At 56.4% G+C, this 14856-nt stretch carries 17 protein-coding genes and 1 other RNA gene; 11 read left to right on the top strand and 7 right to left on the bottom strand.

The genetic code is table 11. The features are described from left to right. The first annotated feature begins 30 nt into the window (after positions 1-30). Positions 31-831 (top strand): hypothetical protein, encoded by an 801-nt coding sequence (locus N438_RS09990; protein WP_032740842.1) that lies wholly within the window; start codon positions 31-33, stop codon positions 829-831. A gap of 278 nt (positions 832-1109) precedes the next feature. Here the strand turns inward: N438_RS09990 and ssrA are convergent. Beyond that, positions 1110-1472, bottom strand: a transfer-messenger RNA (tmRNA) gene (gene ssrA, locus N438_RS09985). Positions 1473-1615: 143 nt separating this feature from the next. After that, positions 1616-2098, bottom strand: a complete 483-nt coding sequence (gene smpB / locus N438_RS09980; RefSeq protein WP_002914164.1) for an SsrA-binding protein SmpB — start codon at positions 2096-2098, stop codon at positions 1616-1618. 149 nt (positions 2099-2247) lie between these two features. Here smpB and N438_RS09975 point away from each other — a divergent pair, with 149 nt between their 5' ends. Together N438_RS09975 and N438_RS09970 are read left to right on the top strand one after the other, a co-directional pair. Beyond that, a complete protein-coding gene (locus N438_RS09975) occupies positions 2248-2685 on the top strand; it encodes a type II toxin-antitoxin system RatA family toxin (RefSeq protein ID WP_008806099.1) in 438 nt (145 codons plus the stop codon). Beyond that, positions 2675-2965 (top strand): RnfH family protein, encoded by a 291-nt coding sequence (locus tag N438_RS09970; protein WP_004145682.1) that lies wholly within the window; start codon positions 2675-2677, stop codon positions 2963-2965. Before N438_RS09975 ends, N438_RS09970 begins: the two co-directional genes overlap by 11 nt. 69 nt (positions 2966-3034) lie before the next feature. On the opposite strand, the gene bamE is transcribed toward N438_RS09970, so the two are convergent. The 3 genes from bamE to nadK form a co-directional block, all read right to left on the bottom strand. Further along, positions 3035-3376 (bottom strand): outer membrane protein assembly factor BamE, encoded by a 342-nt coding sequence (gene bamE / locus N438_RS09965; RefSeq protein WP_008806098.1) that lies wholly within the window; start codon positions 3374-3376, stop codon positions 3035-3037. 147 nt (positions 3377-3523) lie between these two features. Beyond that, on the bottom strand, positions 3524-5185 hold the full coding sequence (gene recN, locus N438_RS09960) for a DNA repair protein RecN (RefSeq protein ID WP_012540837.1): 1662 nt from the start codon (positions 5183-5185) through the stop codon (positions 3524-3526). Between the two features lie 86 nt (positions 5186-5271). Continuing rightward, positions 5272-6150 carry an NAD(+) kinase gene (nadK, locus tag N438_RS09955; protein WP_002914158.1) on the bottom strand — a complete coding sequence of 293 codons (879 nt, stop codon included), beginning with the start codon at positions 6148-6150 and terminating at the stop codon, positions 5272-5274. A gap of 124 nt (positions 6151-6274) precedes the next feature. On the opposite strand from nadK, the gene grpE reads away from it, so the two are divergent. Next, positions 6275-6865, top strand: coding sequence for a nucleotide exchange factor GrpE (grpE, locus tag N438_RS09945; RefSeq protein WP_008806096.1), 591 nt, complete (start codon positions 6275-6277; stop codon positions 6863-6865). Positions 6866-6984: 119 nt separating this feature from the next. Here the strand turns inward: grpE and N438_RS09940 are convergent, their stop codons facing one another. Both N438_RS09940 and N438_RS09935 read right to left on the bottom strand, forming a co-directional pair. Further along, a complete protein-coding gene (locus N438_RS09940; RefSeq protein ID WP_012540838.1) occupies positions 6985-8271 on the bottom strand; it encodes an HlyC/CorC family transporter in 1287 nt (428 codons plus the stop codon). Positions 8272-8290: 19 nt separating this feature from the next. Beyond that, positions 8291-9082: an inner membrane protein YpjD gene (locus N438_RS09935; protein WP_002914153.1), complete on the bottom strand. Its 792-nt coding sequence runs from the start codon at positions 9080-9082 to the stop codon at positions 8291-8293. A gap of 163 nt (positions 9083-9245) precedes the next feature. On the opposite strand from N438_RS09935, the gene ffh reads away from it, so the two are divergent. From ffh to N438_RS09900, 7 genes are all read left to right on the top strand, one after another. Then, positions 9246-10610: a signal recognition particle protein gene (ffh, locus tag N438_RS09930; RefSeq protein WP_002914152.1), complete on the top strand. Its 1365-nt coding sequence runs from the start codon at positions 9246-9248 to the stop codon at positions 10608-10610. A gap of 238 nt (positions 10611-10848) precedes the next feature. Further along, a complete protein-coding gene (rpsP, locus tag N438_RS09925) occupies positions 10849-11097 on the top strand; it encodes a 30S ribosomal protein S16 (RefSeq protein ID WP_012540839.1) in 249 nt (82 codons plus the stop codon). A gap of 18 nt (positions 11098-11115) precedes the next feature. Continuing rightward, positions 11116-11664 carry a ribosome maturation factor RimM gene (rimM, locus tag N438_RS09920; RefSeq protein ID WP_008806093.1) on the top strand — a complete coding sequence of 183 codons (549 nt, stop codon included), beginning with the start codon at positions 11116-11118 and terminating at the stop codon, positions 11662-11664. Between the two features lie 31 nt (positions 11665-11695). Next, the gene (gene trmD, locus N438_RS09915; RefSeq protein ID WP_008806092.1) at positions 11696-12463 is read left to right on the top strand and encodes a tRNA (guanosine(37)-N1)-methyltransferase TrmD; all 768 of its coding nucleotides are present in this window, start codon (positions 11696-11698) and stop codon (positions 12461-12463) included. Between the two features lie 39 nt (positions 12464-12502). Continuing rightward, positions 12503-12850 carry a 50S ribosomal protein L19 gene (gene rplS, locus N438_RS09910; RefSeq protein ID WP_002914145.1) on the top strand — a complete coding sequence of 116 codons (348 nt, stop codon included), beginning with the start codon at positions 12503-12505 and terminating at the stop codon, positions 12848-12850. Between the two features lie 118 nt (positions 12851-12968). Continuing rightward, positions 12969-13427: a DUF2946 domain-containing protein gene (locus tag N438_RS09905; RefSeq protein WP_032740840.1), complete on the top strand. Its 459-nt coding sequence runs from the start codon at positions 12969-12971 to the stop codon at positions 13425-13427. Positions 13428-13483: 56 nt separating this feature from the next. Then, positions 13484-14851 carry a PepSY-associated TM helix domain-containing protein gene (locus N438_RS09900; RefSeq protein ID WP_008806090.1) on the top strand — a complete coding sequence of 456 codons (1368 nt, stop codon included), beginning with the start codon at positions 13484-13486 and terminating at the stop codon, positions 14849-14851. Positions 14852-14856 lie beyond the last annotated feature (5 nt).

Raw genomic sequence — 14856 nt, 5'->3', positions numbered from 1 at the left:
GCTTTGTCTTTTTTGTGAACAGGAAAAAGTATGCTTAATACGCTACCCGATTTACACAGAAGTTTTGCAGAGCAACTGAAGCTTAAATTACAGTCTGATTCGCGGATCCACGCCCTTCTCGCTGGCGGCTCGTTTATCCATGGCGGGTTTGATCAATACTCCGATCTGGATTTTGTGGTGGTGGTCGACCCTCTCTATTATGACGAAATCATGGCTAAGCGTATGGCGTTCGCCGGAACGCTCGGCCATCTGCTGCATGCTTTCACCGGGGAACACGTCGGTGAGCCTCGCCTGCTGATCTGCCTGTTTGGCCCGCAACTTCTGCATGTCGATATGAAATTTATCACCCTGGACATGCTCACTCAGCGCGTTGAGGAGCCTGCCGTGCTATTTACCCGTGATAATGATGCTCTCGAGCGACAGCTGGCAAAATTTAGCGCGCACTGGCCGAACATGACGCCGGAGTGGTTTGAGTCCCGAGCCTGGATCTGGCTGCATTATGCCGTGGTTAAACTGGGCAGGGGCGAACTCTTCGAAGCGCTGGGGATGCTGTCCTTCTTCCGGGAACAAGTGCTGGGACCGATGCTGTTCCGTCGCGCCAATCTACCGCAACGCGGCGTTCGCCGAATAGAAGCCCTCGGCATTGATCCCGATGGCCTGCTGACTTCCACCCTGGCAACGCACGATCGTCACTCCGTCGGGATTGCCATTCGAAGGGCTGCTGACGCTTATGTCACTCTGCGGGCTGATGCGCTGCCTGACAATATTGCAGACGATGCGGCGCGTCGGGCGGTCCTTGCCATGCTGGACGCGTATTCTGACAGGGAGTAAATCTATCCCTCCGGCCGCGGACGCGGCCGGAGGTGAAAGGGTTGTGCGAGTGTCGTGGGAGGTCTAATTCTGAGAGGGGGGGTTGGCGGGTAATTGGTAGCGCGAAAACAACAGAGCTTTTCGTTGGGCCTATCAATGGGCCTAAAAGGTTCGGATTTAATGAGTTCTCTTCGGACTTCGCGGGATAAATTCAAGGCACAAAAAAGCCCGCAGGGCTTGCGCCGTGCGGGCTTTCAGGACTTCATCGGATGACTCTGGTAATCACCGATGGAGAATTTTGGTGGAGCTGGCGGGAGTTGAACCCGCGTCCGAAATTCCTACATCCTCGGCACTACATGCTTAGTCAGTCTTTACATTCGCTTGCCAGCTGCGGACAGACACGCCACTAACAAACTAGCCTGATTAGATTTAACGCTTCAACCCCAGGCAGGGCATCCACGCGATCTCTTTTGGGTTTGACCTCTCTTTGATCCCCGTCTTAAGAGCGGAAGCTAGGGAGAGAGGGCTCAGAGCAGGTTATTAAGCTGCTAAAGCGTAGTTTTCGTCGTTTGCGACTATTTTTTGCGGCTTTTTACGAGGCCAACCGCCCCTCGGCATGCACCTTGGGTTTCGCAAATCCCGTCGAATCCAGAATCAGCCCCAATGTGTAGGTCAAGTATAACAGATTTGTGAATGTCGTTACCAGCCCCATTACGCAGGATTGTTTCAACGGGGTGGATGAAAAAGCAGCATCAACAAGGATATAGCGTAAGGGCCAGCGAGAGCTGGCCCTCAGGGGAGGGGGTTAGCGTCCGGCGTGCTTCATAATACGCGCCTTATCCAGCGCCCATTCACGATCTTTCAGGTCGGTACGCTTGTCGTGCTGTTTCTTACCTTTGGCGACGCCGATTTTCACTTTGCACCAGGCGTTCTTCCAGTACAGCGACAGGGCGACGACAGTGTAACCTTCGCGGTTAATGCGGCCGTACAGCGTGTCCAGCTCACGCTGGTTAAGCAGTAGCTTACGGGTGCGCGTCGGGTCGCACACATAGTGGGTGGAAGCCACGGCCATGGGCGTAAAGTTGGCGCCGAACAGGAAGGCTTCGCCATCCTTCAGGATGACATAGCTATCGCCGATGTTGGCTTTGCCTGCACGCAGGGATTTGACTTCCCAGCCCTGCAGGGCGAGACCAGCCTCGTATTCATCTTCGATAAAGTATTCGTGACGGGCGCGTTTATTCAGCGCAATGGTGGCTGATCCAGGTTTGTGGGCTTTTTTCTTAGTCATAATGTCCTGAAGTCATCGTCTTATACACAGTTACCTCGATCGCATCCTGCGAGGTGTACTGCGCATCTTAGCACGAGTTGCGGCACAGCGTTTTTTTTAGCAGCAGATAAATGATATTATTTGCACTGTGTTTAAATGTGGAACCTGCTATGCCTCAGATTAGCCGTACTGCGCTGGTGCCTTTCAGCGCGGAACAGATGTATCAACTGGTAAACGATGTGAAGTCCTATCCTGATTTTCTGCCAGGCTGCACCGGTAGCCGCGTGCTGGAATTCGGGCCGACGCAAATGACGGCGGCGGTTGATGTGTCCAAAGCCGGCATCAGTAAGACCTTCACGACCCGGAATACACTGACCAGCAACCAGAGCATTTTGATGAGCCTGGTGGATGGCCCGTTCAAGAAGCTGATTGGCGGCTGGAAGTTTATTCCGCTGAGCCCCGAGGCGTGCAAAATCGAGTTCCATCTCGATTTTGAGTTTACCAATAAGCTGATTGAGATGGCCTTTGGCCGGGTCTTCAAAGAGCTGGCCGCCAACATGGTGCAGGCGTTCACTTCGCGCGCCAAAGAGGTCTACAGTGCCAGCTAATATTCGTGTTGAAGTCGCCTACGCGCTGCCTGAAAAGCAGTATTTGCAGCGAGTCACCCTGGATGAGGGAGCGACGGTCGAGCAGGCGATTATCGCCAGCGGGCTATTGGCCTTGCGTGATGATATCGATCTGGCGAAGAACAAGCTGGGGATCTACAGTCGTCCGGTTAAGCTGCATGACGAAGTTCACGACGGCGACCGGGTCGAAATCTATCGCCCGCTGATCGCAGACCCGAAAGAACTGCGTCGCCAGCGGGCAGAGAAAAGCGCTGCGAAGTAACCCACAGCAGCAGACCGGCTATCAGCCATAAAAAAAGCGCTCACTGAGCGCTTTTTGCTTTTCCGGGCCTTACTGACTGGTCAGCGCGGGCTTGTTATCAATGTTGGTTAACACGCCGCCGCTGTTGAAGGTCAGGGTCAGGGTCTGCTGAGTCACTTTCTCGTGGCCCGGCTCCTGACGGAATACATAGAACCAGGTGTTGGTGCCGAACGGATCCGACATCATTGGCGTTCCGAGAGCATAAGCAACCTGCTGTTGCGTCATACCGACACGAATTTTTGCTACATCGTTAGGGGCCAGATAGTTACCCTGGTTGATGTCAGGACGGTAAACCACTCGTTCCAGAGTGGAACAGCCTGCGGTCAACATAAGAAGAACCGCTGCGGCAGCAGTCAGCGTTTTACAGCGCATAGTGATTTGATTCCTTTTTGGGCCCGAGCAGTACGTGGCTCATCTGTAATATGCCGATAATAATAGACCTTCGCGCCGATGGAAACCTCCGGCTGCAGGTCAGCAGGCAATTTGCTGTTCACTATGACCCTGTGAAAATCAAAAAGTTTACGCCGCAAGCAACTCTTTCGCGTTCGCCAGGGTGTTGCGCGTGACCTCGCTGCCGCCCAGCAGGCGAGCCAGCTCCTGCAGACGAGCGCGCTTATCCAGCGGCTGCATATGGGTTTCGGTCATCTCGCCATCGGTCTCTTTGCAGACAAAGAAATGATGGTGGCCGCAGCCCGCAACCTGCGGCAGGTGGGTCACGCACATCACCTGCGTGGACTCGCCCAGCTGACGCAGCAGCTTGCCGACCACGGCGGCGGTCGGGCCGCTGATGCCGACGTCCACTTCGTCGAAGATCAGCGCCGGGGTTTCCATTTTACGCGCGGTGATCACCTGAATCGCCAGCGCAATACGCGACAGTTCGCCGCCGGAGGCTACTTTCGCGATCGGCTGCAGCGGCTGACCGGGGTTAGTGGTGACGCGGAACTCAATATGATCGGCGCCGTCGGCGGTGAGATGGCGTTCATCGAAAGCGACCTCAATCGCGAAGATTCCGTGCGGCATCGAAAGTGAGTGCATACTCTCGGTGATAAGCTGGGTCAGCTCGTCGGCGCTGGCCTGGCGCAGGGCGTGCAGCTGACGCGCGGTCTCCAGCGCCAGCTGATGATGTTCGACCACCTGCTGGCTGAGGGATTCCAGCGAGCCGGCGCTATCGTCCAGCAGACGCTGCTCTTCCAGCATCGCCTGATAAACCGCCGGCAGCTCTTCCGGCATTACCTGGTGTTTACGCGCCAGCGCGATTTGCCGGGAAATCCGCTGCTCAAGTTCGAACAGACGGTTCGGATCGAGATCCAGACGGTCGTGATAGTGGCGCAGCTCGTCGCTGGCCTCGCTGAGCTGAATGGCCGCCTCTTCCAGCATATCCAGCACGCCGGAAAGCTTGCTGTCCATACCCACCAGCTCGCTGACCAGCTGCTTCGCGGTATAAAGCAGGCTCTGCAGATTGGCCTCTTCACCGTCCGCCAGTACCGTCAGGGCGTGCTGGCAGGTGCTGAGCAGCTGGCCGCTGTTGGCCAGGCGCTTGTACTCTTCGTCAATCTGCTCGAATTCTCCCGGCAGCGGGTTAAATTCGTTCAGCTCTTTAAGCTGATACTGCAGCAGATCGGCGCGGGCGGCGCGCTCCTGGCTCTGCTGCTGGTGCAGGGCCAGCTCGCGGCAACTCTGGTGCCACTGGCGGTAATGCTCGGCCATGCGCTGAGTGAGCGCATACTCACCGGTATAGCCGTCGAGCAGCGTTTTCTGGTGTTCGGGTTTGGTCAACAGCTGGTGCGCATGCTGGCCGTGGATCTGGATCAGCAGCTGGCCCAGCTCGCGCAGCTGAGAGAGCGGGACGGCGGTGCCGTTGATAAAGCCGCGAGAGCGGCCGTCAGCGCTGATCACCCGACGAAGTAAACACTCACGCCCGCTCTCCAGCTGGTTCTCTTCCAGCCAGCGCTGGGCGGCCGGAGTATCTTTCAGCGCGAAGCGCGCGCACAGGTCGGCGCGGGTGGCGCCGCGACGCACCATGTCGGCTTCCGCTCTGCCGCCGAGGCACAGCCCCAGCGCGTCGATGGCAATGGATTTCCCGGCGCCGGTTTCCCCGGTGATGGCGGTCATACCGCTGTGGAAATCAATTTCCAGTTCACGAACGATAGCAAAATTACTGATGGTGAGTTGCGCCAACATAGCTGCCTTCCTGTATGAAAAACCAATACTGTGTTTTCGTACAGTATAGACTGGTTTTTTATCCAGTAAAGAGGCAGCGATGTAAATCAGAACAATTTTTTCGACCAGCCGAGCTTGGTGCTTAATGTATTGAAATAGCTGTAATCTTTCGGGTGAATCAGATTGAGGTGATAATCACAGCGGCGAATGAGAACGTCTTCGCCATCCTGGATCGGTAGGGCAATCTGGCTGTCGCAGCTGATCTCCAGATCGCTGCAGCGATGAGAGAAGCGCAGGCGGATAGTGCTGTCGCCATTGATCACCAGTGGTCGCGCTGAAAGGGTGTGCGGGAACATCGGCACCAGGGTGATAGCGTCCAGCGACGGGGTGAGGATCGGGCCGCCGGCCGACAATGAATAAGCGGTGGAGCCGGTCGGGGTGGAGATTATCAGGCCATCAGAGCGCTGAGAGAACGCAAAGACTTCGTCGATATAGACTTCGAACTCAATCATATGCGCCACTTTGCCGGGGTGCAGCACCACTTCGTTGATGGCGGTGCTGATGCGTTTCTGGCAATCCTGCTGGCACACCTGGGCCTCCAGCAGAAAGCGTTTCTCGGCGATGTAGTGGCCTTCCAGCACGTCGGCGAGCTGCTGCAGGGCGTTGTCCGGGTCAAGGTCGGTGAGAAAGCCGAGGTTGCCGCGGTTAATGCCGATGACGTTAATGTCGTAACGGGCCAGGGTCCGCGCCGCGCCGAGCATATTGCCGTCGCCGCCCACCACCACCGCGAGGTCGGCCTGTTGGCCAATCTCCGCCAGCGTGCCGGTTTTCACGTTGCTGAGCTGAAGTTCATGGGCGATCTGCTGTTCAACCAGCACTTCATACCCTTTGCTGCACAGCCAGCGCCAGAGCATTTCATGTGTGGTCAGGGCGGTGGGGTGACGAGGATGTCCCACAATGCCGATACACTTGAAATGGTTCTTCATGATCTGGATGTCCTTGCGTTAAATGAAATAGTGACAATCTGTCCGCTTCCCTTGAAACCCGGAAACTGATCCCCATAATAAGCGAAGTTAGCGAGATGAATGCGAAAAAAACGCGGAGAAATTCATGAGTAGTAAAGAACAGAAAACGCCTGAGGGGCAAGCCCCGGAAGAAATTATCACGGAGCAGCACGACGACGTTGAGGCAGTAGAGCCTGAAGTTTCGGCTGAGCAGGTGGATCCGCGCGATGAAAAAATTGCGAATCTGGAAGCCCAGCTGGCTGAAGCGCAGAAACGTGAACGTGAAGTGATGCTGCGTGCCAAAGCCGACGAAGATAACCTGCGTCGCCGTACCGAGCAGGATATCGAGAAAGCGCACAAATTCGCGCTGGAAAAATTCGTCAATGAACTGCTGCCGGTGATCGACAGCCTGGACCGCGCGCTGGAAGTGGCCGACAAGGCTAATCCGGACCTGGCGCCGATGGTGGAAGGGATCGAACTGACCCTGAAATCCATGCTGGACGTGGTGCGTAAGTTCGGCGTGGAAGTGATTGCCGACACCAACGTTCCGCTGGATCCGAACGTCCACCAGGCCATTGCGATGGTCGAATCTGAAGACGTGGCGGCGGGCAACGTGCTGGCCGTGATGCAGAAAGGTTATACCCTGAACGGCCGTACTATTCGCGCCGCGATGGTGACGGTAGCGAAAGCGAAATAACGTTTGCTGCATTGCTCAACGGCTGCCCGCGGGCGGCCGTTTTTTTATGCCACCACTCCCGGCGTGAGATAAAAAACGGCGGGCCGCAGCCCACCGTGATGTTAATTCCTTCGCTCGCGCTACTCCGCGACGCTCTCGCGTAATGATTTCACCGGCATCACTTTCACCTGTTTGATCATGTTGTCCTGCACGTCGAGGATATCTATATCGTACTGCTCAATGCGCACGCGGGTGCCCGGGACCGGGATCTCTTCCAGCGCTTCGAGGATGATACCGTTGACGGTGCGCGCTTCATCTTCCGGCAGATGCCAGTTGAAGGCTTTATTGATCTCACGAACGTTGGCGCTACCGTCGATAATCACCGTGCCGTCGTTAAGCGGGGTCACTTCCTCCGCCAGGGTGGGTGACATGGAGGTGGTGAAGTCGCCGACAATCTCTTCAAGAATATCTTCGACGGTGACCAGCCCCTGAATATCGCCGTATTCATCGACCACCAGACCCACTTTCTTTTTATTGCGCTGAAATTTCACCAGCTGGGTGCTGAGCGGCGTCCCTTCCGGAACAAAGTAGATCTCATCTGCCGCCCGCAGCATGATCTCTTTTGTGAATTCTTTCTTCTCCGTCATCAGACGGTAGGCTTCGCGAACGCGCAGCATGCTGATGGCATCGTCCAGTGAATCGCGGTAGAGCACGATGCGGCCATGCGGCGAGTGGGTCAGCTGGCGGACGATAGATTTCCAGTCATCATTGATGTCGATGCCGACAATCTCATTGCGCGGCACCATAATGTCGTTAACGCTGACTTTTTCCAGATCCAGGACCGACAGCAGCATATCCTGGTTGCGCCGTGAGATTTGTGAACGGGATTCATTCACAATCGTGCGCAGTTCATCTTTGCTCAAAGCGCTGCTGATGACGGTATCGGTGCGGATGCCCATCATGCGCATCAGCATGCGGGTGATGGTATTCAGCAGCCACACCAGCGGCATCATCAGCACCTGCAGGGGCGCCAGCAGGAAGCTGCTGGGGTAGGCGACCTTTTCCGGATAGAGCGCGGCGATGGTCTTCGGCAGCACCTCGGCAAATACCAGTACCACAAAGGTGAGCACGCCAGTGGCGATCGCGACGCCGGCGTCGCCGTACAGGCGCATGCCGACGATGGTGCCCAGCGCCGAGGCGAGAATGTTGACGAGGTTATTGCCGATGAGCACGAGGCTAATCAGGCGGTCCGGCTTGCGCAGCAGCTTCTCCACGCGCTTGGCGGGGCGGTTGCCTTGTTTCGCCATATGACGCAGCCGATAGCGGTTCAGCGTCATCATGCCGGTTTCGGAGCCGGAGAAATAGGCAGAGATAATCACCATGACGATCAGCGTTATGATCAGCGTGGTGGTGGAGATATGTTCCACGTAGGATTCCTTAAAAGACTTAGCTCACGAACTGCTGCAGCACGCGGCTACCAAAATAGGCCAGCGTCAGCAGACCGGCGCCAGCGACGCTGAACCAGACCACGCGACGTCCGCGCCACCCTTCATGATAGTGGCCCCACAGCAGAACGATATAGACGAACCACGCAATAATCGACAGCACCGCTTTATCAATGTTTTCGCTGCTGAACAGATTGTGCATATAGAACAGGCCGCTGCACAGCGTCAGAGTCAGCAGCACCACGCCGACCTGGGTGATGTGGAACATTTTGCGCTCGATGCTCATCAGCGGCGGCATTTCGCTGCTGAAGGCCAGCTTTTTATTCTTTAACTGGTAGTCGATCCACGCCAGCTGCAGCGCATACAGCGCGGCGATGATCAGCGTGGCGTACGAGAAGAGCGACAGGCCGATATGCACCAGCATCCCCGGGGTGGTTTCAAGGTGGGTGATATATTCGTTAGGCACGAAAGTGGCGAAGGCCAGATTGATCAGCGCGAAGGCATAGACGATAGGCAGCAGCAGCCAGCCGCGATTGCGCGAGGCCACGATAGTCATCACCGTACAGATCATCAGGCTGACCAGCGACCCGACGTTCAGTAAGCTGAGGTTTTGCCCGCTCTCGCCGCCGGGGAATATCCGTGCTTCCAGCGCAAAAGCATGGCAGATCAACGCGATAGTCGCAGATAAAATCGCCATTCGCCGCCAGCTGCTGTTTTTTTGCAGCAAGCCGGGGATAATCAGCGCGAGGCTGACGGAGTAGGCGACAAGGGCGAGTAGAGCAAAAACAGGCATAGGTGTCGGCTGTTGGCTAAATAAGAAAGAGAAGCAGTATAACGTCAGCAGGCCTCTGCTCCAACCGTTGCAGCACATTCAGATTGATGTCGTGTTATACTCCGCCACATTCGTTTTGTGTGTCGCTGCGGCGACCGACCGTTTCCACCTCAGGCGAGAGACAATGTTTGATAATTTAACCGATCGTTTGTCGCGTACGCTGCGCAACATTAGCGGCCGCGGACGCCTTACAGAAGACAATATTAAAGACACCCTGCGCGAAGTGCGCATGGCGCTGCTGGAAGCGGACGTTGCGCTTCCGGTGGTTCGTGATTTCATCAGCCGCGTGAAAGAGAGCGCGGTCGGCCATGAAGTCAATAAAAGCCTGACCCCGGGTCAGGAGTTCGTCAAAATCGTCCGCAACGAGCTGGTGGCGGCGATGGGCGAAGAGAACCAGACGCTCGACCTGGCCGCGCAGCCGCCGGCCGTGGTGCTGATGGCGGGTCTGCAGGGTGCCGGTAAAACCACCAGCGTCGGTAAGCTGGGGAAATTCCTGCGCGAGAAGCACAAGAAGAAAGTGCTGGTCGTTTCCGCGGACGTTTACCGCCCGGCGGCGATCAAACAGCTGGAAACCCTGGCCGAGCAGGTCGGCGTCGATTTCTTCCCGTCTGACGTCGGCCAGAAGCCGGTGGATATCGTCAATGCGGCGCTGAAAGAAGCGAAACTCAAATTCTACGACGTGCTGCTGGTGGATACCGCCGGTCGTCTGCACGTTGACGAAGCGATGATGGACGAAATCAAGCACGTCCACGCCGCCATTAACCCGGTTGAAACCCTGTTCGTCGTCGATGCGATGACCGGTCAGGATGCGGCGAATACCGCGAAGGCCTTTAACGAAGCGCTGCCGCTGACCGGCGTGGTGCTGACTAAAGTGGACGGCGACGCCCGCGGCGGCGCGGCGCTGTCGATTCGCCATATTACCGGCAAACCGATTAAATTCCTCGGCGTCGGCGAGAAAACCGAAGCGCTGGAGCCGTTCCATCCGGACCGCGTCGCTTCCCGCATCCTCGGCATGGGCGACGTGCTGTCGCTGATCGAAGATATCGAGAGCAAAGTTGACCGCGCGCAGGCCGAGAAGCTGGCCTCCAAACTGAAGAAAGGCGACGGTTTCGATCTGACGGACTTCCTTGAGCAGCTGCGTCAGATGAAAAACATGGGCGGCATGGCCAGCCTGATGGGCAAGCTGCCGGGTATGGGCCAGATCCCGGACAACGTGAAAGCGCAGATGGACGACAAAGTGCTGGTGCGTATGGAAGCCATCATCAACTCGATGACCCTGAAAGAGCGCGCCAAACCGGAAATCATCAAAGGTTCACGTAAGCGCCGTATCGCCGCCGGCTGCGGGATGCAGGTGCAGGATGTGAACCGTCTGCTCAAGCAGTTCGACGACATGCAGCGCATGATGAAGAAGATGAAGTCGAAAGGCGGCATGATGAAGATGATGCGCGGGATGAAAGGGATGATGCCGCCAGGCTTCCCGGGCCGCTAATACGCGTCATAATTCAAGCCGCAGATGCGTTGGCTGCGTTCGTTCACCCCGGTCACGTACTTGTGTACGCTCCCGGGGATTTACTCACTTGCCGCCTTCCTGCAACTCGAATTATTTAGCGTATATAGTTTTGAATTGATTTTTGCACAGAAATCAGTAAAATTTTCGGGCTTTTAATATGACACCGGGCTCCGTTCCTCGATGGGGCCCGGTTGTTTTATTCACACAAGAGGATGTTATGGTAACTATTCGTTTAGCACGTCACGGCGCTAAAAAGCGTCCGTTCTACCAGGTTGTTGTCACCGACAGCCGTAATGCACGCAACGGTCGCTTCATCGAGCGCGTTGGTTTCTTCAACCCGATCGCTAGCGGCGCGGAAGAAGAAACTCGCCTGGATCTGGATCGTATCGCTCACTGGGTTGGCCTGGGCGCTACTGTTTCCGATCGCGTTGCCGCGCTGATCAAAGCCGCTAACAAAGCAGCTTAATCTGTCACGGTGGTCATGATGAGCAAGCAACACACCGCACAAGCACCTGTTGATCCGATCGTATTGGGGAAAATGGGTTCTTCCTACGGTATCCGTGGTTGGCTCAGAGTGTTTTCCTCCACCGAAGACGCCGAAAGCATTTTTGACTATCAGCCCTGGTTAATCCAGAAGGCGGGTCAGTGGCAGGTTGTTGAGCTGGAAGGCTGGCGCCACCACAATCAGGACATCATCATCAAGCTGAAAGGCGTTGACGATCGTGATGCCGCGAATCTACTGACTAATTGCGAAATTATCGTGGATTCATCGCAGTTGCCGGAGCTGGAAGAGGGTGACTACTACTGGAAAGACCTGATGGGCTGCCAGGTAGTGACAACGGAAGGCTATAGCCTCGGTAAAGTCATTGATATGATGGAAACCGGGTCTAATGACGTACTCGTCATCAAGGCAAACCTGAAAGATGCATTTGGCATCAAGGAGCGGTTGGTTCCGTTCCTCGATGGGCAGGTTATCAAGAAAGTCGATCTCACTACGCGTACTATCGAAGTAGATTGGGATCCTGGTTTTTAAATTCTCCGGATAAACGGTAAAAGACGGCGCTATGTGGATTGGCATAATTAGCCTGTTTCCTGAAATGTTCCGCGCAATTACCGATTACGGGGTAACTGGCCGGGCAGTAAAAAATGGCCTGCTGAGCATCGAAAGCTGGAGTCCTCGCGACTTCGCTCATGACCGGCACCGTACCGTGGACGATCGTCCTTACGGCGGCGGACCGGGGATGCTAATGATGGTGCAACCTTTACGGGATGCTATTCATGCAGCAAAAGCCGCGGCAGGTGAAGGCGCGAAGGTGATTTATCTGTCACCTCAGGGACGCAAGCTTGATCAAGCGGGCGTCAGCGAACTGGCAACGAATCAGAAACTGATTCTGGTGTGCGGTCGCTACGAAGGGATAGACGAGCGCGTAATCCAAACCGAAATTGACGAAGAATGGTCAATCGGCGATTACGTTCTCAGCGGTGGTGAGTTACCGGCAATGACGCTGATTGACTCCGTTTCCCGGTTCATTCCGGGAGTACTGGGCCATGAAGCTTCGGCAACGGAAGATTCCTTTGCTGATGGGTTGCTGGATTGCCCGCACTATACCCGTCCTGAAGTGTTAGAAGAGATGGAAGTACCGCCAGTATTGCTGTCGGGAAACCATGCTGAGATACGTCGCTGGCGTCTGAAGCAGTCGCTGGGCCGCACCTGGCTTAGAAGACCTGAACTTCTGGAAAACCTGGCTCTGACTGAAGAGCAAGCAAAGTTGCTGGCGCAGTTCAAAAGCGAACACGCGCAACAGCAGCATAAACATGATGGGCAGGCGTGAGCCCCCAATATCAGTTTACCCAGGATAAGAGATTAAATTATGAGCAACATTATTAAGCAACTTGAACAAGAACAGATGAAGCAGGACGTACCTTCCTTCCGTCCGGGTGATACCGTGGAAGTGAAAGTATGGGTTGTTGAAGGTTCCAAAAAACGTCTGCAGGCATTCGAGGGCGTGGTTATCGCTATTCGTAACCGCGGTCTGCACTCTGCATTCACTGTTCGCAAAATTTCCAACGGCGAAGGCGTTGAGCGTGTCTTCCAGACTCACTCTCCGGTAGTTGACAGCATTGCTGTTAAACGTCGTGGTGCTGTACGTAAAGCTAAACTGTACTACCTGCGTGAGCGTACTGGTAAGTCTGCTCGTATCAAAGAGCGTCTTAACTAAGATTCGCTTTCGCGACATCCTGACAGAAGGGCTGGCCAGATGGCTGGCCCTTTTTTTATCTTTGTTGTAACCATCGTGATGTAAATCATTTACAATACGCCCTCTATTCGGAGGGGCGGTGGTCAGCAACAGTTTCCAGCAAACGACACCTAAACGGCGAGCCGCCTGGCTGGCACTGTTGGCGATCCTGTTGATCGTCGTGGCCCCCCTGATCTCCATCTCCCTGCAAAAAGACCCCATGAGCGCGATGCCCGGCATGCATCACGCCATGATGATGGACAGCTCGTCCGCGAGCATGGCGCAAATGCCCGAGCACGAGATGGCGATGATGCATAGCACAGACGGCGCCACGCATACCGGACACGAACTGCCGCTGGACCATGCCGAAGCGTGTGGCTATTGCGTGCTGTTAGCCCATGTCCCGGGGCTGCTTTTCGCGCTGGCGCTGTTCGTCGCCATGCTCCTGCGGCGTATTCGCCTGCCGGCTTCTCGCCCGGTATTAAAACACTGGCACTACTTCCCCTGGCTCTACCCTGAAACCCGCGCCCCGCCGCGGCTGTCTGCTTTTTCCCTTTAATAAAAATCAATCTGCGCACGGCGCAATAACCTCTTTTGCTTTAAAAAAGGAAGAGTATGACAACCTGCACCTCGCGCGCGGCATGGTTAAACCTGCTGCGTCGCCTCCATTTCTACATCGGACTGTTTATCGGACCGTTTATCTTTGTCGCTGCCCTGACCGGCACGCTGTACGTGGCGACGCCGCAGCTGGAAAACTGGCTCTATCACGACGCGCTGCATGGCCTTGCCGACGGGACCCCGCAGCCGCTCAGCGCCCAGATTGCAGTGGCGGAAGAAGCGACCCAGGGTAATCTGCGGCTGCTGGCGGTGCGGCCGGCCCCCGCGATGGGGGAGACCACCCGGATTATGTTTGTTGACCCGAGCCTGGGCGAGTCAGAATCCCGGGCCATTTTCGTCGATCCGATCTCGCTACGGGTGAAGGGCGATATGACGGTCTACGGTACCAGCGGCATCCTGCCGCTGCGCCAGTGGATTGATTATGCGCATCGTTCGCTACTGCTGGGCGACAGCGGGAGGTTATACAGCGAACTGGCTGCCTCATGGATGTGGGTTGCCGCGCTGGGTGGCATTGCCCTGTGGGCGATGACACGTCCAAAACGGCGGATCAATAACGTCCTGCAGAATCATCGTCGGTTGCACGTGACGCTGGGCTGGGGCTTACTGCTGGGCATGCTGCTCTTCTCCGCCACCGGCCTGACCTGGTCGCAATGGGCTGGCGGTAATGTGGATAAAATGCGGGCGGCTTTCGGCTGGTGGACGCCGCAGGTGAATACCCTGCTGCACGGTGAGGCGCCGATGGCGCACGATCCCCACGCCGGGCATCATATGGACGGGATGGCCATGCAGCATCAGTCAGTGCTGCAGCCAGCGCAGTTTGACCTGGTACTGGCGGTGGCCCGTCAGGCGGGGCTGAACGCCAGCCGGCTGGAGATCCGTCCGCCGGTTTCGAAGGAACGAGCCTGGACGGTAAATGAGATCGACCGCCGCTGGCCGACGCAGGTGGACGCGGTGGCGATCGATGGCGCCACGATGCAGGTGGTGGATCGCACCCGGTTCGCCGACTTCCCGCTGATGGCGAAGCTCACCCGCTGGGGCGTCGATTTCCACATGGGGGTCCTCTTTGGTCTGGTGAATCAGTTGCTGCTGGTAGGGTTCGGCTGCGCGCTGTGCGTCACCATCGGCGTGGGCTACCGGCTGTGGTGGATCCGCCGTCCGCCTCAGGCGGTCTGGGATCCGGCGCATTCGCTGCTGCAGGCATGGCTGTCGCTCGCCTGGCCTGCCCGTGGGCTGGTACTGGGGATAGCGTTAGCCCTGGGTCTGGCCATGCCATTGATGGGGGCAAGTCTGGTGCTGTTCATTGCCGTTGACTACCTGCGCTGGCGCGCGGCAACGGCAATGAGGATGGCGAAGTCCAGCGATTAAGCGAA

The organism is Klebsiella sp. GL120222-02, from assembly GCF_003097195.1.
Taxonomy (GTDB): domain Bacteria; phylum Pseudomonadota; class Gammaproteobacteria; order Enterobacterales; family Enterobacteriaceae; genus Klebsiella; species Klebsiella variicola.
Note: the sequence above shows the minus strand (reverse complement) of the source record. Positions and strands in the feature narration are given on the sequence as shown.